The 23,618-nt window shown below is 64.7% G+C and carries 21 protein-coding genes; 10 read left to right on the top strand and 11 right to left on the bottom strand.

What is annotated here, in order from left to right:
* The 4 genes from ACOZK4_RS01920 to ACOZK4_RS01905 form a co-directional block, all read right to left on the bottom strand.
* A partial coding sequence (locus tag ACOZK4_RS01920; protein ID WP_421590104.1) for a precorrin-8X methylmutase occupies nt 1-192 on the bottom strand: 192 nt, incomplete at its 3' end.
* Nucleotides 189-1,526: a precorrin-3B synthase gene (cobG, locus tag ACOZK4_RS01915; RefSeq protein ID WP_421590102.1), complete on the bottom strand. Its 1,338-nt coding sequence runs from the start codon at nt 1,524-1,526 to the stop codon at nt 189-191. The genes cobG and ACOZK4_RS01920, both read right to left, overlap by 4 nt.
* The gene (gene cobF, locus ACOZK4_RS01910; RefSeq protein WP_421590100.1) at nt 1,523-2,302 is read right to left on the bottom strand and encodes a precorrin-6A synthase (deacetylating); all 780 of its coding nucleotides are present in this window, start codon (nt 2,300-2,302) and stop codon (nt 1,523-1,525) included. Before cobF ends, cobG begins: the two co-directional genes overlap by 4 nt.
* Before the next feature lie 130 nt (nt 2,303-2,432).
* Complete coding sequence (locus ACOZK4_RS01905; protein WP_421590098.1) at nt 2,433-3,254, bottom strand: AraC family transcriptional regulator; 822 nt, start codon at nt 3,252-3,254, stop codon at nt 2,433-2,435.
* Nucleotides 3,255-3,364: 110 nt separating this feature from the next.
* Here ACOZK4_RS01905 and ACOZK4_RS01900 point away from each other — a divergent pair, with 110 nt between their 5' ends.
* Nucleotides 3,365-4,564, top strand: a complete 1,200-nt coding sequence (locus ACOZK4_RS01900) for an MFS transporter (RefSeq protein WP_421590097.1) — start codon at nt 3,365-3,367, stop codon at nt 4,562-4,564.
* Nucleotides 4,565-4,634: 70 nt separating this feature from the next.
* Here ACOZK4_RS01900 and ACOZK4_RS01895 read toward each other — a convergent pair whose 3' ends face one another.
* Both ACOZK4_RS01895 and ACOZK4_RS01890 read right to left on the bottom strand, forming a co-directional pair.
* The gene (locus tag ACOZK4_RS01895) at nt 4,635-5,918 is read right to left on the bottom strand and encodes an NAD(P)/FAD-dependent oxidoreductase (RefSeq protein WP_421590096.1); all 1,284 of its coding nucleotides are present in this window, start codon (nt 5,916-5,918) and stop codon (nt 4,635-4,637) included.
* A 121-nt stretch (nt 5,919-6,039) separates the two neighbouring features.
* Complete coding sequence (locus ACOZK4_RS01890) at nt 6,040-6,936, bottom strand: LysR family transcriptional regulator (protein WP_117371334.1); 897 nt, start codon at nt 6,934-6,936, stop codon at nt 6,040-6,042.
* A 117-nt stretch (nt 6,937-7,053) separates the two neighbouring features.
* On the opposite strand from ACOZK4_RS01890, the gene hglS reads away from it, so the two are divergent.
* The 4 genes from hglS to ACOZK4_RS01870 are packed head-to-tail and all read left to right on the top strand — an operon-like array spanning nt 7,054 to nt 12,664.
* A complete protein-coding gene (hglS, locus tag ACOZK4_RS01885; RefSeq protein WP_421590095.1) occupies nt 7,054-8,451 on the top strand; it encodes a 2-oxoadipate dioxygenase/decarboxylase HglS in 1,398 nt (465 codons plus the stop codon).
* 10 nt (nt 8,452-8,461) lie between these two features.
* Nucleotides 8,462-9,880, top strand: a complete 1,419-nt coding sequence (locus tag ACOZK4_RS01880; RefSeq protein WP_421590094.1) for an FAD-binding oxidoreductase — start codon at nt 8,462-8,464, stop codon at nt 9,878-9,880.
* 21 nt (nt 9,881-9,901) lie between these two features.
* A complete protein-coding gene (locus tag ACOZK4_RS01875) occupies nt 9,902-11,425 on the top strand; it encodes an aldehyde dehydrogenase family protein (RefSeq protein ID WP_421590093.1) in 1,524 nt (507 codons plus the stop codon).
* Nucleotides 11,426-11,431: 6 nt separating this feature from the next.
* The gene (locus tag ACOZK4_RS01870; RefSeq protein ID WP_421590092.1) at nt 11,432-12,664 is read left to right on the top strand and encodes a pyridoxal phosphate-dependent aminotransferase; all 1,233 of its coding nucleotides are present in this window, start codon (nt 11,432-11,434) and stop codon (nt 12,662-12,664) included.
* A gap of 163 nt (nt 12,665-12,827) precedes the next feature.
* Here ACOZK4_RS01870 and ACOZK4_RS01865 read toward each other — a convergent pair whose 3' ends face one another.
* Nucleotides 12,828-13,928 (bottom strand): saccharopine dehydrogenase NADP-binding domain-containing protein, encoded by a 1,101-nt coding sequence (locus tag ACOZK4_RS01865; RefSeq protein ID WP_421590091.1) that lies wholly within the window; start codon nt 13,926-13,928, stop codon nt 12,828-12,830.
* 112 nt (nt 13,929-14,040) lie between these two features.
* On the opposite strand from ACOZK4_RS01865, the gene ACOZK4_RS01860 reads away from it, so the two are divergent.
* Nucleotides 14,041-14,481, top strand: a complete 441-nt coding sequence (locus ACOZK4_RS01860) for an Lrp/AsnC family transcriptional regulator (RefSeq protein WP_298104087.1) — start codon at nt 14,041-14,043, stop codon at nt 14,479-14,481.
* Here ACOZK4_RS01860 and ACOZK4_RS01855 read toward each other — a convergent pair.
* Complete coding sequence (locus tag ACOZK4_RS01855) at nt 14,478-15,731, bottom strand: NAD(P)/FAD-dependent oxidoreductase (RefSeq protein WP_421590090.1); 1,254 nt, start codon at nt 15,729-15,731, stop codon at nt 14,478-14,480. The two genes, ACOZK4_RS01860 and ACOZK4_RS01855, sit on opposite strands and share 4 nt — an antisense overlap.
* A gap of 160 nt (nt 15,732-15,891) precedes the next feature.
* Between ACOZK4_RS01855 and ACOZK4_RS01850 the strand changes: the two genes are divergently transcribed.
* Nucleotides 15,892-16,608 carry an MOSC domain-containing protein gene (locus ACOZK4_RS01850; RefSeq protein WP_421590088.1) on the top strand — a complete coding sequence of 239 codons (717 nt, stop codon included), beginning with the start codon at nt 15,892-15,894 and terminating at the stop codon, nt 16,606-16,608.
* Here ACOZK4_RS01850 and ACOZK4_RS01845 read toward each other — a convergent pair.
* Nucleotides 16,602-17,255 (bottom strand): GntR family transcriptional regulator, encoded by a 654-nt coding sequence (locus tag ACOZK4_RS01845; RefSeq protein WP_199564248.1) that lies wholly within the window; start codon nt 17,253-17,255, stop codon nt 16,602-16,604. The genes ACOZK4_RS01850 and ACOZK4_RS01845 overlap by 7 nt on opposite strands.
* Nucleotides 17,256-17,434: 179 nt before the next feature.
* Between ACOZK4_RS01845 and ACOZK4_RS01840 the strand changes: the two genes are divergently transcribed.
* Together ACOZK4_RS01840 and ACOZK4_RS01835 are read left to right on the top strand one after the other, a co-directional pair.
* Nucleotides 17,435-18,784, top strand: coding sequence for a glutamine synthetase family protein (locus ACOZK4_RS01840; RefSeq protein WP_421590087.1), 1,350 nt, complete (start codon nt 17,435-17,437; stop codon nt 18,782-18,784).
* Nucleotides 18,784-20,088, top strand: coding sequence for an NAD(P)/FAD-dependent oxidoreductase (locus ACOZK4_RS01835; protein WP_421590086.1), 1,305 nt, complete (start codon nt 18,784-18,786; stop codon nt 20,086-20,088). The genes ACOZK4_RS01840 and ACOZK4_RS01835 overlap by 1 nt, the downstream gene beginning before the upstream one ends.
* Nucleotides 20,089-20,142: 54 nt before the next feature.
* Here the strand turns inward: ACOZK4_RS01835 and purU are convergent, their stop codons facing one another.
* Nucleotides 20,143-21,027, bottom strand: a complete 885-nt coding sequence (purU, locus tag ACOZK4_RS01830) for a formyltetrahydrofolate deformylase (protein WP_313527043.1) — start codon at nt 21,025-21,027, stop codon at nt 20,143-20,145.
* Nucleotides 21,028-21,399: 372 nt separating this feature from the next.
* On the opposite strand from purU, the gene ACOZK4_RS01825 reads away from it, so the two are divergent.
* Nucleotides 21,400-22,584: a hypothetical protein gene (locus tag ACOZK4_RS01825; protein ID WP_421590085.1), complete on the top strand. Its 1,185-nt coding sequence runs from the start codon at nt 21,400-21,402 to the stop codon at nt 22,582-22,584.
* A gap of 12 nt (nt 22,585-22,596) precedes the next feature.
* On the opposite strand, the gene ACOZK4_RS01820 is transcribed toward ACOZK4_RS01825, so the two are convergent.
* Nucleotides 22,597-23,610, bottom strand: coding sequence for a succinylglutamate desuccinylase/aspartoacylase family protein (locus ACOZK4_RS01820; protein ID WP_421590084.1), 1,014 nt, complete (start codon nt 23,608-23,610; stop codon nt 22,597-22,599).
* Nucleotides 23,611-23,618 lie beyond the last annotated feature (8 nt).

The following is a 23,618-nucleotide window of genomic DNA, read 5'->3' as shown; positions in this document are numbered from 1 at the left end:
GGCCGAGGACACGAAATCCGGCGAGAAGACGAAATGTGGGGCGGCCTCGACGAGACCGGCGGCATGGATCATGCGCACGGCGACATCCGCCTCTTCTTCGGAGAAGCGCGAAAGGTCGGCCTCGGCGCGGATGATCGCGAAGGATTTTTCATAGATGGCCGTGCCATCCTTGATGTAGTCGTAATCGGTCATTGTTGGCCTTGATATGCGGAAACGAAAAGGGCGGGTGCCGTGCGGTCGATCAGGCTTTTCGCCGTTTCGTGGTCATTACGGCGATTGCGCGAGAGGGCGCCGAGACGCTGGATCGCCGGCACGACGCCGTCGGCGGGAATGGTGGATAGCGCCGGGTCGGACGCCTTGCCGTTGAGAACAAGGCCGACCCCATCGGCCGTGCCGCACAGCGTGACGGCGGCGCGGGCCGGATGAGCGCAGCCCTTGGGGCAGCCGGAAACATGCACGTCGGCGGAACCGTCGAGCCATTCGGCCGCATGGGCGACAAGCGCATCGGCAGCGGCGTGGGTATCGAAGCTGGCGGAAGCGCAACCGGCAGCGCCGGCGCAGATCGAAACGGAACGGCCGGGCGCCTTGTCCGTGCACCAGAAACCTTCGCGCTGCGCCGCCTCCTGCGCGACGGCGAGCGCAGGCTCGGACAGGCCGCGCACCAGCAGCGTGCGGTGCGGCGCAAGGCGAAACTCCGTGGCGCCGCAGGCCGAGAGGCTTTGCACTAGGGCGGCAAGGCGGTCTGCATGCAACTGGCCATAGGCCGGGGAGACGCCAAGAACGGGCTGACCATCGATGCGGTGGACGCCAATCGGATGGGGCGGAATAGTACCCGCAATGGGCAATGCTGGCGCGTTGAAGCGCGCGGCCAGTGCTGCGACATCGAGATCGCGGCCACGGGTGCCCGCACCGGCAGCAGCCAGTGCCGCCACGACCGTCATCGCGCCTTCAACCACCATTTCAGACGATAGCAGAGCGAGAGGCTGCGCCATTTCCCGGTCGCCGCCAACCGACAGGCGCCAGGCCACCGCACCACTGACCTCGACGGCATCGAGCCTGATATCAGCGACCATATCGGCAAGCGACAGCACGCCGCCGCCATCCACCACGATGGCGAGTTTTGGCGCGAGCGTGAGCGCGGCGGCAGCGATAGCGTTGCGCAAGGCATCGGCAATCGGCGTCGCGTCGGCAATCTCGGAGGGGTCGATGCCTGACAGCGCCGGCGTTTCGATGGCGACGCCGGTCTGGGGCACGATGCCGGCAGCCGCGAGACCTTCGGCAAGACGCGGCACCGTCTCCAGCGTCAGGCCGCGCAGCTGGATGTTGCCGCGCGCGGTGATTTCGATGAGGCCATTGCCGGTTTCGCGGGCAAGATTGGCAAGCGCGAGAAGATCATCCGCCGTCAGCGCCGCCGCGACCGGGCGCAGGCGCACGAGAAAACCGTCGCCCGTCCGCATGGGGGCGGCAAGCGACGGGCAGGCGCCGCGCCGCAACGTGCCGGGATCGCAGGCGAGCGCCGTCGTCATGCCGCCCCCTCTTCGCTTTCCGTCGCGGGGCGGCGGATCAGGTAGGTGTCCATGATCCAGCCATGCGCCGCGCGCGCGGTGCGGCGGGTTTCAGCGATGGTCTCGGCCATTTCGGAAAGGCGGCCGGAGAGCAGGATTTCGTGCGGCGTGCCGAGATAGGCGCCCCACCAGATCTCCGCGTCCGGATCCTCGACCGTGCGGAACGCCTGCACGCCGTCGAGCATGACGAGCGCATCGCGCGTGCCCTCCGGCCATCCCTCGGACAGCCGGCGGCCGGTGGTGATCTCGACGGGAAGGCCGATGCGGTTGAGCGCGATGCCGTGGCCGGCGCAAAGCGCCTGCACGCTGGTGATGCCGGGAATGACCTCCATCGCGAAAGCGACACGGCCCGCGGCGCGCACATGCTCAACGATGCGCAGCGTGCTGTCATAGAGCATCGGATCGCCCCACACGAGCAGGCCCAGCGTCTGATCGTCGGCCACCTCGTTTACGAGCGTGCGCTCGTAGATCGCAGCGATGGCATGGTGCCAGTCATGGACACCGTCTTCGTAGGAACCGTCGGCGCGACGCACCGGCACGGCATAATCGAGGATGCGGCAGGCGTCATTGGTGAGGAAACGCTCGCAGATATCGCGGCGCGCGTCAGCGAGAAAGGCCTTGTCAGTGCCCTTGGTGGGGATCAGCAGCACATCCGCCTGGTTCAGCGCATTGATCGCCTGAACGGTCATGTGCTCGGGATTGCCCGCGCCGATCCCGATGACCAGTATCTTTCTCAAAATCCGTCTCCCGTGCGGCTGGCGCTCCCGGTTTGCGGCCCGGTGTGGGTCCCGCATCCCCTTCCTAATCCCAAATGCGACAGGAAAACAGCCCCCGGATCGCGTCCTTTGCCGGTCTGTTTGAGACGCCTCACGCCGCTTTGCGGCTGGTGAGGTAGGCGCGCGGCGAGGTGCCGAGCATGCGCTTGAACATGGTGGTGAAGGCCGGCACGCTCTCATAGCCGGCTTCGAGCGCCACGCGCGTCACCGGCTCGCCGGCGGCAAGCCGCGGCAGGCAGGCGAAAAGACACGCCTGTTGCCGCCAGGTGACGAAGCTCACCCCCATCTCCTCGCGGAAGAACCGCGTGAAGGTGCGCCGGCTCATGTGGAGATGCCGCGCCCAGTCGTCGATCTTGACCACGGGCGAGGGCGTCTCGACGAAATCGCGACAGAGGCCGGCAAGCCGCCCGCTCACCGGAAAGGGCAGCCCAAGGCGGCGCTCCGGCAGGCGGCCGATCTCGTCGAGCAGCAGAGCCATCACCAGCTCTCCGCGTCCGCGATCCTCCGCCAACGCCCCCTTGCGCACGGCCTCGGCGAGGAGTTGGCGCGCCAGATCCGTCACTTCGAGCACCGTAGGCTCTTCGGAGGCAGCGCGCCCCTCCGGCGAATAGATATAGACCGAGCGCATGCTGACATCGCTCGCCATCTCGACGGAATGTTCCAGTCCGCGGGGAATGAGCAGCGCATGGCCGGGCGGGATCATCCAGCGACCGCGGTTGGTCGCAACCACCACCACCCCGGAGAAGACGCAGAGAAACTGCGTGCGGCGATGGCGGTGCGGCGGCACGGTATAACCGCCCGGAATATCCGAACTGTGGACCAGAACGTCCTCGTTCGACTGTTCCATGCGGGAGAGATTGCGGATGTGGTCGTCATCGAGCGCTTTCAGGCGCGCCGGCGTCAATTTTTCCATCTTTGGCCCACTCGCGTAAGAAATGGACCTCAGCACAAAAGCAGGCCGCGCGCAATCCTTGTATGGAACGGCAAATCGCGCCGCCTGCGGCGAACATTTCGAGGCTCCCCATGTCGACAGTCGTCCCGGCCGCGCCCTCCCGCGCCGCCGCCACCACCTATTCCATCATCGTCGCGGTCAGCGCCTGCCATATGCTGAACGACATCATGCAGTCGCTGCTGACGTCGCTCTATCCGCTGCTGAAGGAAAACTACGCGCTCGATTTCGTGCAGATCGGCCTCTTGACCATGGCCTTCCAGGTCACGGCCTCGCTGCTGCAGCCGGCCGTCGGCATCGTGACGGACCGCTGGCCGATGCCCTTCTCGCTGCCGATCGGCATGGGCAGCACCTTCGTCGGCCTCATCATGCTGGCTTACGCGCATTCCTTCCCGGTCCTGGTCTTCGGCGCCTGCCTGATCGGCCTGGGGTCGGCGATCTTCCATCCGGAATCCTCGCGCGTCGCGCGGCTTGCCTCGGGTGGCCGCCATGGCCTTGCGCAGTCCATGTTCCAGGTCGGCGGCAATGCCGGCACGGCGCTCGGCCCGCTGCTCGCCGCCTTCATCGTGCTGCCCTTCGGCCAGACGAGCGTCGCTTGGTTCTCGGCAATCGCCCTTGTCGGCATGATCATCCTGACCTGGGTCGGCAATTGGTATGCCGGCGAGCGCCGTTCGTCGGCCGGCCGCCCGGCCGCCAGCCGCGAGCTGCCGCTGCCGCGTGGAAAGGTCGCCTGGGCGCTGGCCGTGCTCGTGCTGCTGACCACCACCAAGAACGCCTATCTTGCCAGCATTTCGAGCTATTTCACCTTCTACACGATCGGCCGCTTCGGTCTGGACGTGCAGCAGGCGCAACTGATGCTGTTCCTCTTCCTCGGCTCCTCAGCGCTCGGCGTCTTCATGGGCGGCCCGATCGGCGACCGGTTCGGCACGCGCTTCGTGATCTGGTTCTCGATCCTCGGCGTCATCCCCTTCGCGCTGCTGCTGCCCTATGCCAACCTGTTCTGGACGGGCGTGCTGACGGTGATGATCGGCCTGATCTTCTCTTCGGCCTTCTCCAACATCGTCGTCTTCGCGCAGGAACTGGTGCCGGGCCGCGTCGGCATGATCGCCGGCATCTTCTTCGGCTTCGCCTTCGGCGCCGGCGGCCTGGGTGCAGCCTTGCTCGGCGGCGTCGCCGACCGTCACGGCATCGACTTCGTCTTCCAGGTCTGCTCCTACATGCCGCTGCTCGGCATCCTGACGATCTTCCTGCCGCGCCTGCCGGCCAAGCATTGAGACTTTTGCCTCCAGCAAACAAAAACGCCCGGCAGCGATGCCGGGCGTTTTTGTTTGGAGCGTTTTGCTTTTAGAACCGCGCGCCCGCGAAATGGGCGATCTGGGCGCCCAGTTCGTAATAGCCTTCGCGCGCCGAACGGAAGGACTGGGCTTCGGGGTCGGTGACCGGCAAAGGCAGGTCCTTTTCGGCGATCTCGCCGGAGATCAGTTCGGCCAGCGTGCGGCCGAAGACCGTGCCGGGCGCGATGCCGCGGCCGTTGTAACCGGAGAAGCCAATGACGTTTTCGGCCAGGCGATGGAAGCGCGGCAGGTTGTCGGTGGTCATGCCGATCTTGCCGTACCATTCCGCCTCGAAGGCGATATCGCCGATGGCGGGGAAGAGTTTTTTGAGTGCGCGGCGCGCCCAGGCCTTGTGGATGCCGGTGCCCGTGCCACGCAAGGCGCCGACGCTGCCGAACACGAGGCGGCCGCGCTTGTCGAAGCGGAAGGACGAGAGCACTTCCTTGGTATCCCAGGCACCCTGCTTTTCGGGAAGGATCCTTGCCTGAAGCTCCGGCGAAAGCGGCACGGTGGCGAAGTTGAAATAGGGCAGGTGCACGAGTTCGGCACGAACTTCATGCCAGGGCGCCACCGTATAGGCATTGGTGGCGACCACCACCCAATCGGCCGTCACCGAACCACGCGCGGTGTTGACCGTCCAGCGTTTGCCGCTGCGCTCCGCACCCGTCACCGGGCTTGCCGTGAAGACCTGCGCGCCGGCCGCAATCGCCGCACGGGCGAGGCCGCGCGCATAGGCGAGCGGCTGGATCGTGCCAGCGCGCATGTCGAGCAGCGAACCGGTGTAAGCATCCGTGCCGACCTTGATCGCGGTTTCCGCCGCATCGAGCAGGCGCACCGGCGCGCCACGGCGCGCCCATTGCTCGGCGCGCTGCTTCAGTTCGTCGAGGCCGGACTGGCCGACGGCGCAGTGCAGTGTGCCGACCGGATTGATTTCGCAATCGATGCTATGTTTTGCGACGAGGTCGAACACGGCGCGGGGGGCATTGCCGAGCAGTTCGAGCAGGCGGCTGCCATGCAGGTCGCCCAGAACGCCCGGCAGCTCGTCGGGCATTACCCACATGCCGGCATTGACAAGGCCGACATTGCGGCCGGAACCGCCATAGCCGATCTCGGCACCCTCCAGCAGGATGACGCGCGTGCCGCGCTCGGCCAGATGCAGTGCCGTCGAAAAGCCGGTGTATCCGCCACCGACGATGACGACATCCGCCTCGGCCTTGCCCGAAAAGGCAACCGTTTCGGGGGCGGGCGGGGCAGTCATCTCCCAAAGGCCATGGGAGCGCGGATCGTTGAGCATGGTGGTCTGTCTTTTCGGAAAAGGAGGATGTTTCGCCGCACAATCGGCCATGCGGCACGCCGACTAAAGCAAAAAATCAGAACGGGGTCATGCCCCGTCCGCATGATCGGTCGCTGGAATTCTAAGCCGGGAGCTCTTTGGCGATCCAGGCGCGAAACGCCTGGCTGAGCGGGTTCTCCAGCTTGCCCTCGGGCACGACGAGATAATAGTTGTTCTCCGTCTCCATCGGCCGGTCGAAGACCAGTGCGAGACGGCCGCTCGCAAGCTCCTGCTCGATGAGATATTTCGGCAGGAGCGCAAAGCCGAGGCCCGCGACGGCAGATTCGATCACCATGGCGAACTGATCGAAACGGTGGCCGCGATAGGCCGTCTCCGAGGCGGCACCGTTCAGCTCGAACCATTGCGCCCAGAGCTTTGGACGCGTCGCGAGATGGAGCAGCGGCGCCGTTTCAAGATCTTTCGGATCGGTCAGATCCCAGGATTTCAGGAGTTCCGGGCTTGCCGCCGGCAGGATGATCTCGCTGCACAGATACGAACAGGCCGCGCGCGCCCAGACAGGCTGGCCGTAGTGGATCGCGAGGTCGAAATTCTCCTCGTCGAAATCGAAGGGCGCGGAACGCGAGGCGATGTTGATGATCGTGCCGGGGTTTTCGGCGAGAAAACCCGGAATGCGCGGCGTCAGCCAGCGGCTGCCGAACGTCGGCAAGGTGGCGATGGCAAGGCTGTGCTCGGACGAGGCGGACGCCATGGCGCGCAGCATGGTCTCCTCCGTCTGGTGCAGCAGCTTGCGCACCTCCGGCAGGAATCGACGGCCGTCGTCGGAGAGCACCACGCGCTGGCGCACGCGCTCGAAGAGCAGGACACCGAGCTGTTCCTCAAGGTCTTTTATCTGACGGCTGACGGCGCTCTGGGTGAGGTTCAGCTCATGCGCCGCCTGCGTGAAACTGCCATGGCGCGCAGCGCATTCGAACGCTTGCAGCGTGGTGACGTCGGGGATCAGCCTTCGACTGAGCTTCATTCATTCCTCGCATCAACATAGTCAGAACGGTCGCAATCGCTTGGAGAAACGATCGAGTATGATCCGTTTTGAGAATGAACAGGGCCTCCCCACCCTTGTAAGATGAGACCGCTTCCTATGAAAGCAAATTCGTACGTATCCGCGGATATGATCCGCTCGAATTTCTCCGCCGCCATGTCGGCCATGTATCGCGACGAGGTTCCGGCCTATGGGACGCTGATGTCGCTGGTCGCGAAAGTGAACGACGAGACGCTCGCCGCCGACCCGCACCTGAAGACGCGCCTGGAAGCCACCGATTCGCTCGACCGCATCTCGGAAGAGCGCCATGGCGCCATCCGCCTGGGCACGCCGGAAGAGCTGTCCCTGATGCGCCGCGTCTTCGCTGTCATGGGTATGGCCCCGGTCGGTTACTACGATCTCTCGACCGCCGGCGTTCCCGTGCACTCCACCGCCTTCCGTCCGGTCAGCGCGGAGAGCCTCAGCCGCAATCCTTTCCGCGTTTTCACGTCGCTGCTGCGCCTCGACCTGATCGCCGACGAAAAGCTGCGGGAAGAGGCCGCTGCGGTTCTGGCAGCGCGCAGGATTTTCACCGGCGAAGCCGTCCGGCTGGTCGAAAAGGCCGAGCGTGACGGCGGCCTCGATGCCGCCGATGCCGCCCGTTTCGTGACCGAAGTGCTGGAAACCTTCCGCTGGCACGACCACGCCATCGTCAGTACGGACATGTACAAGCGCCTGCATGACGCGCATCGCCTGATCGCCGACGTCGTCTCCTTCAAAGGCCCGCACATCAATCACCTGACGCCGCGCACGCTCGATATCGACAAGGTGCAGGCCCGCATGCCGGAAGAAGGCATCGCGCCCAAGGCCATCGTCGAGGGCCCGCCGACCCGCACCTGCCCGATCCTGCTGCGCCAGACCTCGTTCAAGGCGCTGGAAGAGGCCGTCTCCTTCATCGGCGAAGACGGCAGCTGGCAGAAGGGCTCGCACACCGCCCGCTTCGGCGAGATCGAACAGCGCGGCGTCGCTGTCACGCCAAAGGGCCGCGCGCTCTACGACAAGCTGCTCAACGACACCCGCGCCCGCGTGCGCCCCGCCGCCGACGGTTCCAACGCCGCCGAATACGAGGCGGCACTCGCCGATGTCTTCAAGGCCTTCCCGGACACGTGGGACGGCATCCGCAAGGCGGGCCTCGGCTATTTCCGCTACTCGCTGACGGAGAAGGGCCAGTCCGTCACGGGCCGCAACGCCGATCTCGAAACCGCCATCGAAGCCGGCCTCATCCAGTTCGACCCGATCGTCTATGAAGACTTCCTGCCGGTCAGCGCCGCGGGCATCTTCCAGTCGAACCTCGGCGACGACGCGACGCAGGATTTCGTGGCGAGCCCTAACCAGGTGATGTTCGAGCGCGATCTGGGTGCTGCGGTTCTGGACGAATTCGCCCATTATGCCGGCATCCAGCGCGCCTCGCTTGAAATGTGCCTCGGCATCGTCAACATGGCGGCCGCCGCGGAGTGACAGCATCAGCATGATCGCAACAAGCCATATCGAGGTCTTAAAAAGCCTGCTCGGCGAGAAGGGTCTTCTCACCGAGCCCGCCGATCTGGCCGCCTACGAGACCGGCGCGCGCTACGACAAGGGCCGCGCCGCCTTCGTCGCGCGCCCGGCAACGACGGCCGAAACCTCAGCAATTGTGTCTTACTGCGTGAAGAACGGCATTTCGCTCATTCCGCAGTCCGGCAATACCGGCCTCGTTTCGGGTTCGACGCCCGACGACAGCGGCCGCCAGGGCATTCTCAGCCTCGACCGCCTGACCGCACCCTTCGACCTCGACCGCGTCAACCGTACAATCAAGGCCGGCGCGGGCGTGCGCCTCTCCGACCTCAATGGCAAGCTCGAAGACACCGGCCTGTTCTTCCCGATCGATCTCGGCGCCGACCCGCGCCTCGGCGGCATGATCGCGACGAACACCGGCGGCTCGCGGTTCCTGCGCTACGGCGACGTGCGTCGCAACACGCTGGGCCTCACGGTGGTTCTCGCCGACGAGGCCGGCACCGTGCTCGACCTTTGCTCAGACCTGCGCAAGAACAACACCGGCGTCGACTGGAAGCAGCTGTTCATCGGCACCTCGGGCGCCTTCGGCATCGTCACCGAATGCGTGCTGAACCTCGAATCCACGCCGAAGCAGTCGGCAACCGCCCTGCTCGTGCCATCCTCGCCCGAACAGGTCGCCACGCTGCTCGTCGCCATGGAAGACGCGCTCGGCAGCTACCTCTCGGCCTTCGAGGGCATGTCCGGCAATGCCATCAGTGCCGCGCTCGATCACGTTCCCTCGCTGCGCAATCCCTTCCAGGGCGGCATCGTGCCCGATTTTGTCATCCTCGCCGAAATCTCCCGCTCCACGCCGCCACGCGACGGCGAGCAGCAGCTCGATGCGGTGCTGGAGGAGGTGCTCGCCGCCATCTGGGAACGCGAGGACGCGCCGCTCGCCGATGCCTTCGTCGGCCCGCCGCACGAGATCTGGGCGCTGCGCCACGCGCTGTCCGAGGGCGTGAAGCATAGCGGACGATTGATCGCCTTCGATCTGTCCTTCCGCCGGGGTGACATCATGCCTTTCCTCGCCCATATGAAGGCGGAAATGCCCGATCACTTCGAAGACGTGACGATCTGCGATTTTGGCCACATCGGCGATGGCGGCGTGCACTTCAACCTTGTCGTCGCGAAAGACGATCCGCGCCTGGCCGATCCCGATTTCGAGGCGGACCTGCGCGCGTGGGTCTTCACCGTGGCGGTCGAAAACTTCGACGGCAGTTTCAGCGCGGAACATGCCATCGGCCGCAAGAACCAGGCCTTCTACGACCAATACACCCCGGAAAAAATCCGCGACCTCGCGGCCGGGCTGAAAACCATCACCTCGCCGGGTCCGCTCGGCACTATCACCTTCTAAGAAACAACAGGGAGTTACCCCATGACGAACGTCGACGTGAAAAAGGAAACCGAAGCCCTTCTCGACAAGCTCGGCGTTGCCCGCAGCGCCTGGCAGGGTGGCGACATGGCCTCCTTCAGCCCGGTCAGCGGCGAAGAGATCGGCAAGCTGAAGACCGTCTCGGGCGCTGAGACCGACAAGGCCATCGACGCCGCCCATGAAGCCTTCAAGGCCTGGCGCCTCGTGCCGGCCCCCAAGCGCGGCGAACTTGTCCGTCTGCTCGGCGAAGAACTGCGCGCTTCCAAGGCCGATCTCGGCCGCCTCGTTTCCATTGAGGCCGGCAAGATCACCTCGGAAGGCCTCGGCGAAGTGCAGGAAATGATCGACATCTGCGATTTCGCCGTCGGTCTCTCCCGCCAGCTCTACGGCCTGACGATCGCCACCGAACGTCCCGGCCACCGCATGATGGAAACCTGGCACCCGCTCGGCGTCGTCGGCATCATCTCGGCCTTCAACTTCCCGGTCGCCGTCTGGTCGTGGAACGCCGCACTCGCGCTCGTCGCCGGCAACTCCATCGTCTGGAAGCCCTCCGAGAAGACTCCGCTGACCGGCCTTGCCTGCCAGGCGATCCTTGATCGTGCGCTGGCCCGCTTCGGCGATGCTCCGGCAAACCTCAGCCAGGTCCTCATCGGCGACCGCGCCATCGGCGAAGCCCTCGTCGACAACCACAAGGTCGCGCTCGTCTCGGCCACCGGCTCCACCCGCATGGGCAAGGAAGTCGGCCCGCGTCTGGCCAAGCGTTTCGCCCGCTCGATCCTCGAGCTCGGCGGCAACAATGCCGGCATCGTCTGCCCCTCGGCCGATCTGGACATGGCGCTGCGCGCCATCGCCTTCGGCGCCATGGGCACCGCCGGCCAGCGCTGCACCACCCTGCGCCGCCTCTTCGTGCACGACAGCGTCTACGACCAGCTCGTGCCGCGCCTGAAGAAGGCTTACACCAGCGTTTCCGTCGGCAACCCGCTGGAAACCTCGGCCCTCGTCGGCCCGCTCGTCGACAAGCAGGCTTTTGACGGCATGCAGAAGGCTCTGGCGGCCGCCAAGGCCGACGGCGGTTCCGTCACCGGCGGCGAGCGCGTTGCAGACGCCGGCAAGGACACGGCCTACTACGTCAAGCCCGCCATCGTCGAAATGCCGAAGCAGGCCGGCCCGGTTCTCGAAGAGACCTTCGCGCCGATCCTTTACGTCATGAAGTATTCCGACTTCGACGCCGTTCTGGAAGACCACAACGCCGTTTCGGCCGGTCTCTCCTCGTCGATCTTCACGCTCAACGTTCAGGAAGCCGAGCGCTTCCTCTCGGCCGACGGTTCGGACTGCGGCATCGCCAATGTCAACATCGGCACGTCCGGTGCTGAAATCGGCGGCGCGTTCGGCGGCGAAAAGGAAACCGGCGGCGGCCGCGAATCCGGCTCCGATGCCTGGAAGGCCTATATGCGCCGCGCCACCAACACGGTGAACTACTCGAAGGCCCTGCCGCTCGCCCAGGGCGTCTCCTTCGACATCGAGTAAGCCGATATGAACAGCCAGACCAAGGTTGAGGAGGCGGGCTTTACGCCCGCCTTGCGTATCGCCGCCATCGGCGTTTCCAAAATCCTGCAGATCGGCGCCCGCGCCTCTGCCATGAAGAAGGAAGGCCTGCCGGTCATCATCCTCGGCGCCGGCGAGCCTGATTTCGATACGCCCGACAACGTCAAGACCGCCGCCAAGGCCGCCATCGACCGGGGCGATACGAAATACACCGCGCTCGACGGCACGCCGGAGCTGAAGAAGGCGATCTCGGGGAAGTTTCGGCGCGAAAACAACGTCGACTATGCGATCGACGAAGTCACCGTCGCGACGGGCGCCAAGCAGATCCTGTTCAACGCCTTCATGGCGACGGTCAATCCGGGCGACGAGGTGATCATCCCGACGCCCTACTGGACGTCCTATTCCGACATCGTGGAAATCTGCGGCGGCGTGCCGGTGCTGATCCCCTGCGATGCGGAAGCCGGTTTTCGTCTCAAGGCCGAACAGCTGGAAAAGGCGATCACGCCGAAGACCCGCTGGGTGCTCTTCAACTCGCCGTCGAACCCCTCGGGCGCCGCCTACAGCGAAGCGGACTACCGCCCACTGCTCGACGTGCTCCTGAAGCACCCGCATGTCTGGCTGATGGTCGATGACATGTACGAGCACATCGTCTATGACGGCTTCAAGTTCGTGACCCCCGTCGCCATCGAGCCGCGCCTGAAAAGCCGCGCACTGACGATCAACGGCGTCTCGAAAGCCTATGCCATGACCGGCTGGCGCATCGGCTATGCCGGCGGCCCGAAGGCGCTGATCAAGGCCATGGCGGTGATCCAGAGCCAGGCGACCTCCTGCCCCTCCTCCGTCAGTCAGGCAGCTTCCGTGGAAGCGCTGAACGGCCCGCAGGAATTTCTGAAGGACCGCCAGGCAAGCTTCAAGCACCGCCGCGACCTCGTCGTCTCGGCCTTGAACGCCATTCCCGGCCTTGCCTGCCGCACCCCGGAAGGTGCCTTCTACACCTTCTCCGGCTGCGCCGGCGTGATCGGCAAGACGACGCCCAAGGGCAAGCGCATCGACGCCGACAGCGACTTCACGGATTATCTCCTCGAAGACGCAAACGTCGCCGTCGTGCCCGGCTCCGCCTTCGGCCTCTCGCCCTATTTCCGCATCTCCTACGCCACGTCGGAAGCGGAACTGACGGAAGCGCTGAAGCGCATCGCGGACGCCTGCGCAAAGCTCGCCTGAGCCGCGCAAAGACGATCAGGCAAAAGAAAAGGGGCCTCGTAAGAGGCCCCATTTTTATGTCTGCGCGCCTTGTGGCGTTCTTCTCTCTTCCCCGCGGCTTTGGGCCACAGATGCGAAAACGCCCCGGCCCTTTTGGAGCCGAGGCGTCTGAAGTGTTTGGAAATCAGGCGGCGTGGGCGCCGCGGTGTTCCTGGGCGTAGTAGTGGCCGAAGCGGTTGGCAAGGAAGGCGTCGAGGGCGATTTCTTCCTGGCGGACAAAACCTTCGGCGCGCAGCGAGCCGTCGGCCAGCATGTCGAGCACGGCGCAGATCGAGCCTGCGGTGGTGATCTGGATGGCGGAATGCAGGGCGCCGGCAACTGGGGCGCTGTAGACCTTGTTGGCGTAGGTTTCCTGGATCAGGCGGCCGTTCTTGCGGCCCGAAACGGTCACGAAGATGATGACGACGTCCTGCGTGGTGGTCGGCAGGGCGTTTTCGAAGATGTCCTTGAGGACTTCGCGGCGATGACGGAGACCCAGGTCGTTGAGCAGCGCCTTCATGATGGCGGCGTGGCCGGAGTAGCGGATCGTGCGGTAGTTCAGCGTGCGAACCTTGCCCTTCAGCGTCTCGCAGAGCGTGCCGAGGCCGCCCGACGTGTTGAAGGCTTCGTAGGTGACGCCGTCGAGCGAGAATTCTTCACGCTCTTCGAGCGCCGGAACCTCGATCAGCGCGCCTTCGACGATGGCTTCGCAGGGCTCGATATATTCGTTGATGACGCCGTCCGTGCTCCAGGTCAGGTTGTAGTTCAGAGCGTTGGACGGGTACTGCGGCAGGGCACCGACGCGCATGCGCACGCTATCGAGCGTGTCGAAGCGGCTGGCGAGATCGTTGGCGACGATGGAGATGAAGCCCGGTGCGAGGCCGCACTGCGGAATGAAAGCCGTCTTGGCGGTTTCGGCGATGCGCTTGACCTGGCGGGTGGATTCGACGTCTTCCGTGAGGTCGAGATAGTGCACGCCTGCGGCAGCAGCTGCTTCGGCGATAGCGACCGTCAGGTGGTAGGGGGCGGCCGAGAGAACGGCGAACTTGCCGGTCAGAAGGGCCTTCATCGCGGCAGCGTCGGCGATGTCAACGACCTTGGTCGTGACGGCAGCATGGCTTTCGATGCCGGCAAGCTGCTCTTCCGAACGGTCCGCGACGGTGACGCGGTAATCCCCGCTGTGAGCCAGCATGCGCGCGATGGTCGAGCCGATCTTGCCTGCGCCGATGACGACGATGTCCTTCATGTGATTTCCCTCCGGCATGAATTGATGCGCTTATTTTGAGAGGAATGACTGTCGATTTAAAGCGCCATATCTGGCATAATCAATCATCGATATCGGCAGAATGACGGTAAAAATGAGCATTTCGACGCTAGGCGCCAAGGATCGCGAGCTTCTCTCCATCCTCAGCGAGAACGCCCGCGAGCAGACCGCGACCATCGCCCGCAAGCTCGGGCTGTCCCGCACGACCGTGCAGGCGAAGATCGATCGATTGGAACGGGATGGCGTGATTGCCGGCTATGGCGTGAAACTGTCCGACGCCTATGAAAGCGGCATGGTGAAGGCCCATGTGCTCATCACCATCGCGCCGAAGACGCTGGCGCGCATCACCACGGAGCTGCACGCCATTTCCGCCGTGCGCACGCTGCATTCGGTAAGCGGCAGCTTCGACCTGATCGCCGTCGTCGAGGCGGCCTCGATCGCTGAGCTCGACCATCTTATCGACCGCATCGGGGCGATCGACGGCGTGGAACGCACGCTGTCGTCGATCATCCTATCGACGCGAATCCGCCGTTAAGCGATGAAGCGTTCCGGTCGGTAGGGACCGATATTGATCACCGTGCGCTCGCCCAGCATCTTTTCCGCCAGCACGCGGCCGGTGATGGGGCCGAGCGTCATGCCGTGATGGGCGTGGCCGAAGGCGAACCACAGGCCGGAATGGCGGGGGGCCTTGCCGATGACGGGCATCATGTCGGGCGTGCAGGGGCGGCAGCCCATCCACGGCTCTTCGTCGCGGCGCTCGGCGAGCGGGAAGAATTCACGCGCCACCTTTTCGGCGCGGCGCAGTTGCACCGGGGTCTTGCGCGTATCACGCCGCGCGAATTCGGCGCCCGTGGTCAGGCGGATGCCGCGCTGCATCGGCGCCAGGAAATAACCGCGTTCCGCGTCGAGCACCCAGTTGTTGAGCTTCGCGCCCTCCCCGGCGCCATAATGCATGTGGTAGCCGCGCTTGACGGCGAGCGGGAAGTGATAGCCGAGTTTGCGCGTGACGGTATCAGCCCAGGGGCCGAGCGCCACGACGACTTCCTTGCCCTCCAGCGGCCCCTCGGGGGTGGCGATACGCCAGCCTTCGCCTTCCAGCACATGTTCGATGGTCGCCGCATCGCCGGACTTCAACTGGCCGCCGAGCGACTGGAAATAGGCGAGATAACGCTTCATCAGGCTCTGCGGATCGAGGATCGACCACGGATCGGTCCAGCGCAGGCCGCCGGTCAGCTCCGCGCGGATGGAGGGCTCCATCTGCGCCACTTCCGCCGTCGTCAGCTTCTGGTGGTTGACGCCGAAATTGGCCGAGAGTTTTTCAGCCTCGGCGTAAGCCGCATCACGCGCCTTCTCAGACCGGAAAACCTTCATCCAGCCGTCCTTGCGGATGAGGTCCTCGGCACCGGAGGCTGCGATCAGGTCGGCATGTTCGGAAATCGAGTTCTCGAGGAGCGGCGCATAGAGATGGGCGATGCTCTGGTGCTGGCGGAAGCCGGAATGCCACCAGTAGCGGGCGAGGAACGGAATGATGCCCGGGATCGCCGAGGGGTGGTAATGCGCGTCGATGGTATTGTTCAGCGCATAGCGGAACAGCGCGCCGAAATCGTGCGGGAAGCCATAGGGGAAGACGCCCTCGCGCTGGATGAGGCCGGCATTGCCGTAGGATGTCTCTTCGGCGGCGCCACGCCGGTCGACGAGCACCACCGACTTGCCGCGTCGCGCCAGATGGATGGCGGTCGAAATGCCGATCACGCCTGCGCCGAGAACTATGACATCCGTCTTCATGTGCTGCCCCATATTCCACATTCACATGTCGTGATCCATTGCATGGCCCGAACGGCGGATGCAAGACGCTTGCTTGCGTCAAAGCGACATCAAGGAAGGTAGATCGACAGTCCGCGGCCGGACGGCTAGCTTCACGCTGTTATGGACGGGGAGAAACGGCATGCAGCTCGGTACGGTACGGGAACTCTGGCGCTATCCGGTCAGCTCGCTGACCGGCGAACGGCTCCAGACCGTCGATCTCGACGACACGGGCGTTGCCGGCGACCGGCAATGGGGCCTGTTCGATGCCGGCGGCACGGATGTCGCGGCCCCCGAGAGCGAGCGGCGCTGGCGGCCCGTGCCGGGGCTGCGATCACGGATGGCGGCCGACGGACCGCAGGTCAGCCACGATGGCGCCGCCTGGCATGCCGTGCCCTCCCCGGATGCCGACCGGGTCGCGTCGGACCATCTGGATTTTCCGGTGCGCTTCCGGCGTTTCGGCGAGACGAATGCGGCACCACGCTATGATCGCGGTCACCTGCATATCCTGACGACCGGGTCGCTTGCCCGCTTGCAGGCACTGCTGCCCGCGGCGGTCATCGATACGAGGCGCTTCAGGCCCAACATCTTGGTCGAGACCGATGCGGGGGACATTGATTTCGTAGAGCAACGCCTCATCGGAAAGCGGCTGACCGTCGGAAATGCGGTTGTCGAGATCACCGAGCCCTGCACGCGCTGTGCCTTCACGGCGCTCGGACAGCCGGACATCCCCTTCGACAAGGATGTGCTGCACGCCATCGCCAAACACGGCGGCGGCGGCTTCGGCGTTCTGGCAAAGGTCGTCACAACGGGCCGGATCGCATCCGGCGATGCCGTCGCGGTCGAACAGGCCTACTGACCGGCCAGCCGCAGCAGGTTTTCGATCGCTGTGCGTTCGAAACCGCCGATGCCTTCGGAAATATCGGCCTTGATGGCCGCCGCCACCGCATCCTCGTCGCGCTTGCGCAGGGCGGCGATCGCCTCCTGATGGCGGTCGACGAAATAGAGCTGCGCGACATGTTCCATGGCGATGCCCAGGAAGGGACCGAGCTGGAGCCAGATGCTCTCCACCATCGGCATGATCACCTGCTCGGGATTGGCGGAATAGAGCGTGCGATGGAATTCCTGGTTCAGGAGCAGCGCGGCCGCGTTGTCCTTGCGCGCGATCGCCTCGTCCTGCGCCCGGTCGACTTCCTCGAGCCTGTCGATACAGCGCTCGGTGATGTGCGGCACGGCGCGGCGGGCGGCATGCTGCTCCAGCACGGAGCGCAAAGAGACGAGTTCGCTGAAACGATCCGCGGTCATGCGCGGCACCATGATGCGGCGGTTGTCGAGCACGCGCAGCGCCCCTTCCGACGAGAGACGGCGCAGCGCCTCGCGCACCGGCGTGGGGCTGCTTTCCATCGCCTCGGCAATGCCACGGATGGTCAGCGATTCGCCTGGCCGGATCGAGCCGACCATGATGGCCTGGCGCAGGCGCCGATGCGCATATTCATGCGTCGTCATGCCGTCCGGTCGGTCCAGCGGTTCCAGCGCCAAATTGCCCAATCCATGCCTCCTGTGACAGGCTGTTCGTTGCTAACCTATCCTTAGTGACAGGTTCTAGCAGCTTGACCGGCGACAAGAAAGTGTGCATATTTTGAAAATGTGATCACAAAAATAATTATGTGATAGGGAAGGGACCCATGGCTCTGAGCGAAGATTCCGAGTGGCTGATCAGCGCCGATGGCGTGGAAAGCATTCAAGCCGTCGTCTGCGACCTGAACGGCATTCTGCGCGGCAAACGCGTGCCCGTCGGACAGGCGGAGAAGGTGCTGAAGGGCGGCATCCGCATGCCGCTGTCCATCGTCGGCGTCGACGTCTGGGGCGAGGATATCGTCGGCTCCAGCCACGTCTTCGCCTCGGGCGACATGGACGGCATCTGTGCGGCGACCGGCCGCGGGGCGCTCCCCGTCAGCTGGACGCTGAAGCCGTCCGCCGTCGTACCGCTCTGGCTGTTCAAGGAGAGCGGCGAGCCGTTCCTGGCCGATCCGCGCCAGGCACTCGCCAATATCGTGCGCCAGTATCATGAACTCGGCCTTCGCCCCGTCGTCGCCTCGGAGATGGAATTCTACCTGATCGACGCCGAGCCCGACCACGCCCAGCCGCCGATCTCGCCCTATACCGGCAAGCGCCTCGATTCCGACGCCATCCTGTCGATCGATGAGCTGGACGATTTCGGCCAGTTCTTCTCCGACGTCTATGCGGAATGCGAGCGGCAGAACGTGCCGGCGGATTCGGCGGTCGCCGAAAACGGCATCGGCCAGTTCGAAATCAACCTCATGCACTCAGACGATCCGTTGAAGGCCGCCGACGACGCGCTGTTCTTCAAGCGCATCGTCAAGGGCATCGCGCGCAAACACGGCTTTGCCGCCACCTTCATGGCCAAGCCCTACGGCATGCGCTCGGGCAGCGGCATGCACATGCATTTCAGCCTGATCGACGAGGACGGCAACAACGTCTTCGACGACGGCACGGCCGAAGGCTCCGACATCATGAAACACGCCGTCGCCGGCCTGACGCGCGGCATGGCGGAATCGACGCTGCTGTTTGCGCCGCATTTCAACTCCTACCGCCGCCTGCGGCCCGATACGCATGCGCCGACCTCCGTCTCCTGGGGCTACGAAAACCGCACCGCGGCGATCCGCATTCCCGGCGGCAGCAACAAGGCGCGGCGTATCGAGCACCGCGTCGCCGGCGCGGACGCCAATCCGTATCTCGTCATGGCCGCCATCCTGGGTGCGGCGCTGGTCGGCATCCGCAACAAGTGGGAGCCGCCGGCACCCGTCTCGGGCCGCGCCTATCTCTCGCAGCTGCCGCGCATCCCCTCGGAATGGGGTTCTGCCGTCACCGCCTTCGAGAACGGCCCGATCATCTCGGAAATCTTCGACGCGGATCTCCGCTCCATGCTGATCGCCTGCAAGCGGCAGGAACTCGCCGGTTTCGCCGAACAGGTGACCGACTTCGAATTCAGCGCCTACCTGGAAATCGTCTGATGGCCAACACCCAGTCCTATGCCGGTAACGGCGCCTATCCCGACAGCTACTACGCTGCCTCCAGAAACATCATCCGCACGCCGAAAGTGCTGGAGGGCGCGGTAACGGCCGACGTCGCCGTGCTCGGCGCCGGCTATTCCGGCCTGTCGACCGCCATCCACCTCGCCGAAAAGGGCTACAAGGTCGTGATGGTCGAGGGTGCGGGCATCGGCTGGGGCGCATCCGGCCGCAACGGCGGTCAGATTGTCAACGGCCTGAACGCCAGCCTCGACACGATCAAGCGCCGCTACGGCGACCAGGCCGGCGCCTTCGTCGGCGGCCTCGTGCAGGAAGGCGGCAAGATCATCCGCCGCATCGTCTCGCAGTACAACATCGACTGCGACATGAAGACCGGCAACATCTACGCCGCCTATACGCCCGCCCATATGAAGGACCTCGAGCACAAGAAGGCCCTTTGGAAGAGCTACGGCATGGACGACCACCAGATGCTGGACAAGGCGGCGATCCAGAAGCTGGTGAAGACCGACGCCTATATCGGCGGCATGCTGGACACGACCGGCGGTCACATGCACCCGCTCAACCTGACGCTCGGCGAGGCGGCAGCACTCGAATCACTCGGCGGCGTGATCTATGAGCAGTCACCGGTCATCCGCGTCGAGCATGACGCCGAAAAGCCGGTCATCCACACGGCCAAGGGCCGCGTCACGGCCAACACCGCCGTCATTTGCGGCAATGCCTATCTCGGCCATGTCGTGCCGAAACTCGTCTCGCGCGTCATGCCGGTCTCGACCCAGATGGTCGCCACCGAACCGCTCGGCGACCGCGCCGATGCGCTGATCCCGAGCGACATGTGTGTCGAGGACGTGCGCTATATCCTCGATTATTTCCGCCTGTCGGCCGACAAGCGCATGATCTTCGGCGGCGGCACCGTCTATGGCGGCACCGACCCGGCCGACGTACGGGCAAAAATCCGCCCGAACCTCGAAAAGGTCTTCCCGTCGCTGAAGGGCGTGAAGATCGACTATGCCTGGAGCGGCAACTTCGCACTGTCCTTCTCGCGCGTGCCGCAGATGGGCAAGATCGGCAAGAACACCTATTTCGCCCACGGCTATAGCGGCCACGGCGTCACCGGCTCGCATCTGTTCGGCAAGATCCTGAGCGAAGCGATCCATGGCGACCTCTCGCGCTTCAGCCAGTTCGAAAAACTGCCCTGGATCCCGTTCCCCGGCGGCCGTATGTTCCGGGCGCAGTACTCGACCATCGGTTCCTGGTGGTATCAGTTCAAGGACGCCTTCGGCCTCTGAGACCAACAAAAAAGCCGGCGGAAACGCCGGCTTTTTCATTTCATGCAGTGTCTATCAGCCCATGCGCTCGGATGCATAGGAGCCCGGCGACGGCGGGAAGACGATGGTCTTGTTGCCGTTCATGAAGACGCGGTGGTGGATATGGGCGTGCACGGCGCGCGCCAGAACCTGGCTCTCCACGTCGCGGCCGATAGAGACATAATCGTCCGGCGACTGCGCATGCGTGATGCGGGCGACGTCCTGCTCGATGATCGGACCTTCGTCGAGATCCTCGGTGACGTAATGCGCCGTCGCACCGATCAGCTTCACGCCACGCTCGAAAGCCTGCTTGTAGGGGTTGGCACCCTTGAACGACGGCAGGAACGAGTGGTGGATGTTGATGATGCGACCCGACATCTTCTTGCAGACGGCATCCGAGAGCACCTGCATGTAGCGGGCGAGAACGATGAGCTCGGCACCGGACTGCTCGACCACCTCCATCAGGCGGGCTTCCGCCTGCGGCTTGTTCTCCTTCGTCACCTTGATGTGGTGGAAGGGGATATCGTGATTGACGATGACCTTCTGGTAATCGAAGTGGTTGGAGACGACGCCGACGATCTCGATCGGCAGGGCGCCGATCTTCCAGCGGTAGAGCAGGTCGTTGAGGCAATGGCCGAAGCGCGACACCATCAGCAGCACCTTCATGCGCTCGTCGCTGTCGTTGAAACGCCAGGTCATCGCATATTTCTTGGCGACGGGGGCGAAGCCGGCCTTGATGTCGTCTTCCGACACGCCTTCCTGGCTGAGGAAGGTCAGGCGCATGAAGAACAGGCCCGTCTCGAGATCGTCGAACTGCGACGAATCCGAGATGTAGCACCCCTTTTCGGCGAGGTAGCCGGTGATCGCGGCGACGATGCCGCGGGTCGATTGGCAGGATACGGTCAGGACGTGGCTTTTCATCGGTTCGTTTCTCGCGTTCGGCCGATGCGGGGGCAAGCACCGGCGATCCCCTTGTGTGCCGCCGAATTTTTACGGCTCGGCGCATATTTCAGGCCGCTTGCGTCAACGCAAGCCCCTGCAATGACGAGAAGCTACGCCGCCTCTTGCGAGGAATCCCTCCGGTTCGCGACATCCAATGCGTCGAAAATGCCACCAGGGCGCTTCGGAAGGCCTGCGCGGCGCCAAAGACCGCCCGCACTTGACCTGATGTGACGGAGCGTGGCGCGCGATTCTTGCAGCAATGCAAGCCAGCCCGCTGAAACGGAAAAATCCCGCTGGACACTATTATGGACACATGTTCTATAAACTGGACAGATTTGACGGGAGCCGATCATGCATCTTTCCATGTGGACCTACCCCTGGGACGTTCAGGACCAGGGGCTTGAGGCGCTTGCCGCCGACCTCAAGGGCCGCGCCGGCCTCAACACGGTAAGCCTTGCCACGTCCTATCATGCCGGCCGGTTCCTCCAGCCGCGCAGCCCGCAGCAGAAAGCCTATTTCCCCGAGGACGGCACGGTCTATTTCCGCCCGGACGACACGCTCTGGCAAGGCAAGACGATCCAGCCGCTGATGGCGCAGAACACGGTCGAGCGCGGCGACATGCTCGAGGCGCTGACCAAGGCCCGCGCGGAAACCGGCCTCGCCGTCTCGTGCTGGACGGTCTGCCTGCACAACAGCCGGCTCGGCCTGCTGCATCCCGATCACGTGACGCGCAACGCTTTCGGCAATGCCAACACCTACAATCTCTGCCCGTCGAGCCCGGCGGCGCGCGACTATGTCGTGACGCTGGTGCGCGATATCACCACGAACTACAAGCCCGACATGCTGGAGCTCGAAAGCCCGAACTTCATGGGCTTCGCGCATGAGCACCATCATGAGAAGGACGGCGTCGGCCTGAACGCCGAGGACGATTTCCTGCTCTCTCTCTGCTTCTGCGACCATTGCACCACACGGGCGCAAAAGGCCGGCGTACCGATCGAAGGCGCGCAAAAAATCGTCTCGCGCTTCATCGCCGAGCTTTGCGAGCGCGCCGTGCCGGAAAAGCAGTTCCCCGATTTCCCGGAAGCCGGCATCGACGCCTTCCGCGCCCATCCGGACCTGCATGCCTTCCTGACTTGGCGCTTCGAGCCGGTGACGAGCCTGATCGAGGAGATCAAGGCCGCGGCCGATACGGCGACCCGCATCGTGCTGATCGACCTGAAGGATGCCTGGCTCGGCGGCGTCGATCTCGTCGAGGTCGGCAAACGCTGCGACGGCGCGATCCTCTGCTGCTACAACATGACACCGGAGGCGATCGGTGAGGTCATTCGCGCCGGCCGGGCGATGCTCGGCGAGGACAAGTTCGTCGGGCTTGGCCTACGCGTCTTCTACCCGGAAGTCGATGGTCCCGAAATCCTCACCGCACGCGCGAAAGCCGCCGTCGACGCAGGCGCCGACGGCGTCAATTTCTACAACTACGGGCTCATTCCGGCAAAGCGCCTCGACTGGGTGGGCGAGGCCGTCGGCGCGATCGGCTGATCGCGCCAGCGCCTATCCGCCGATCGGTTCGGCGACCTGGATCAGGCAATCGCCGGCCTGGCTGTCCGTGTGCAGGCGGTGGGAAATGACGACGCCGCTCTCGGCAAAGTGTAGCTCCTCCTCCTGCAGGTCCAGCCGTTCGAGATCGTGATACCAGCCGGCACGGTCGCCGGCCGTGACCCGCGCGCCGAGCGGCACCGCCGGCTCGAACCAGCCGCGCCTGCTCGCATAGATGCCCTGGCTGTGCCGCGCGAGCGACAGAAGCTGCAGGGCAGGCGGCGGGGAGAGCGGCGCCCGCGACAACTGCGGCGCATCGACAATGCCGAGCGCCATCAACAACCGGTCGATCGCCGCCGCCGTGAAGCCCATGCTCTCGGGCGTCACCGTGCCGCCGCCGCCGAATTCGCCGGAAAGACCGATCGTGCCGACACGGCCGGCCGCACCCATCGAGGTCGGCGCTGCCGGACCATTGTCGGCGATGAAGGCATGGGCCGAACCCATTGCCCGCATCAGCGCCACAGAGCGCTCGAAGCGGGCGGCATCCGCCTGCCGCTCGATCAACGTGCAGGCGAGATGCGCCATGGACGTGCCGCCCGAATGCAGATCGAGCACCGCGTCATGCCGCGGGAAGAGATCGTGTTCGAGGAAATGTGCCATGCGCGCCGTCGGCGTGCCCGTGGGGTCGCCCGGAAAGGCGCGGTTGAGATTGCCGCCATCGAAGGGCGAGCAGCGCTTCGCCGCCATCACGGCCGGCAGGTTGGCCATCGGCAGGATGGTGACGGCCCCGCGCATCGTCGATACGTCGAGCCGGCGCATCAGCCGGCCAAGCTGAAGCTCGCCCTCATATTCATCACCATGATTGCCCGCCATCAGGAGCAGGCTCGGCCCAGCGCCGTTTTTCAGGCGCAGGATCGGGACGCGGATCTGGTAATAGGGCGAGCGATCGACCGAATAGGGGATGGCGAGATGCCCGGCCTGCCGGCCGTCCCTTTCGAAGTCGATCGGATTGACGAGGCCGCTGTGCATCGCAGCCC

The organism is Shinella sp. M27, from assembly GCF_049199905.1.
Taxonomy (GTDB): domain Bacteria; phylum Pseudomonadota; class Alphaproteobacteria; order Rhizobiales; family Rhizobiaceae; genus Shinella.
Note: the sequence above shows the minus strand (reverse complement) of the source record. Positions and strands in the feature narration are given on the sequence as shown.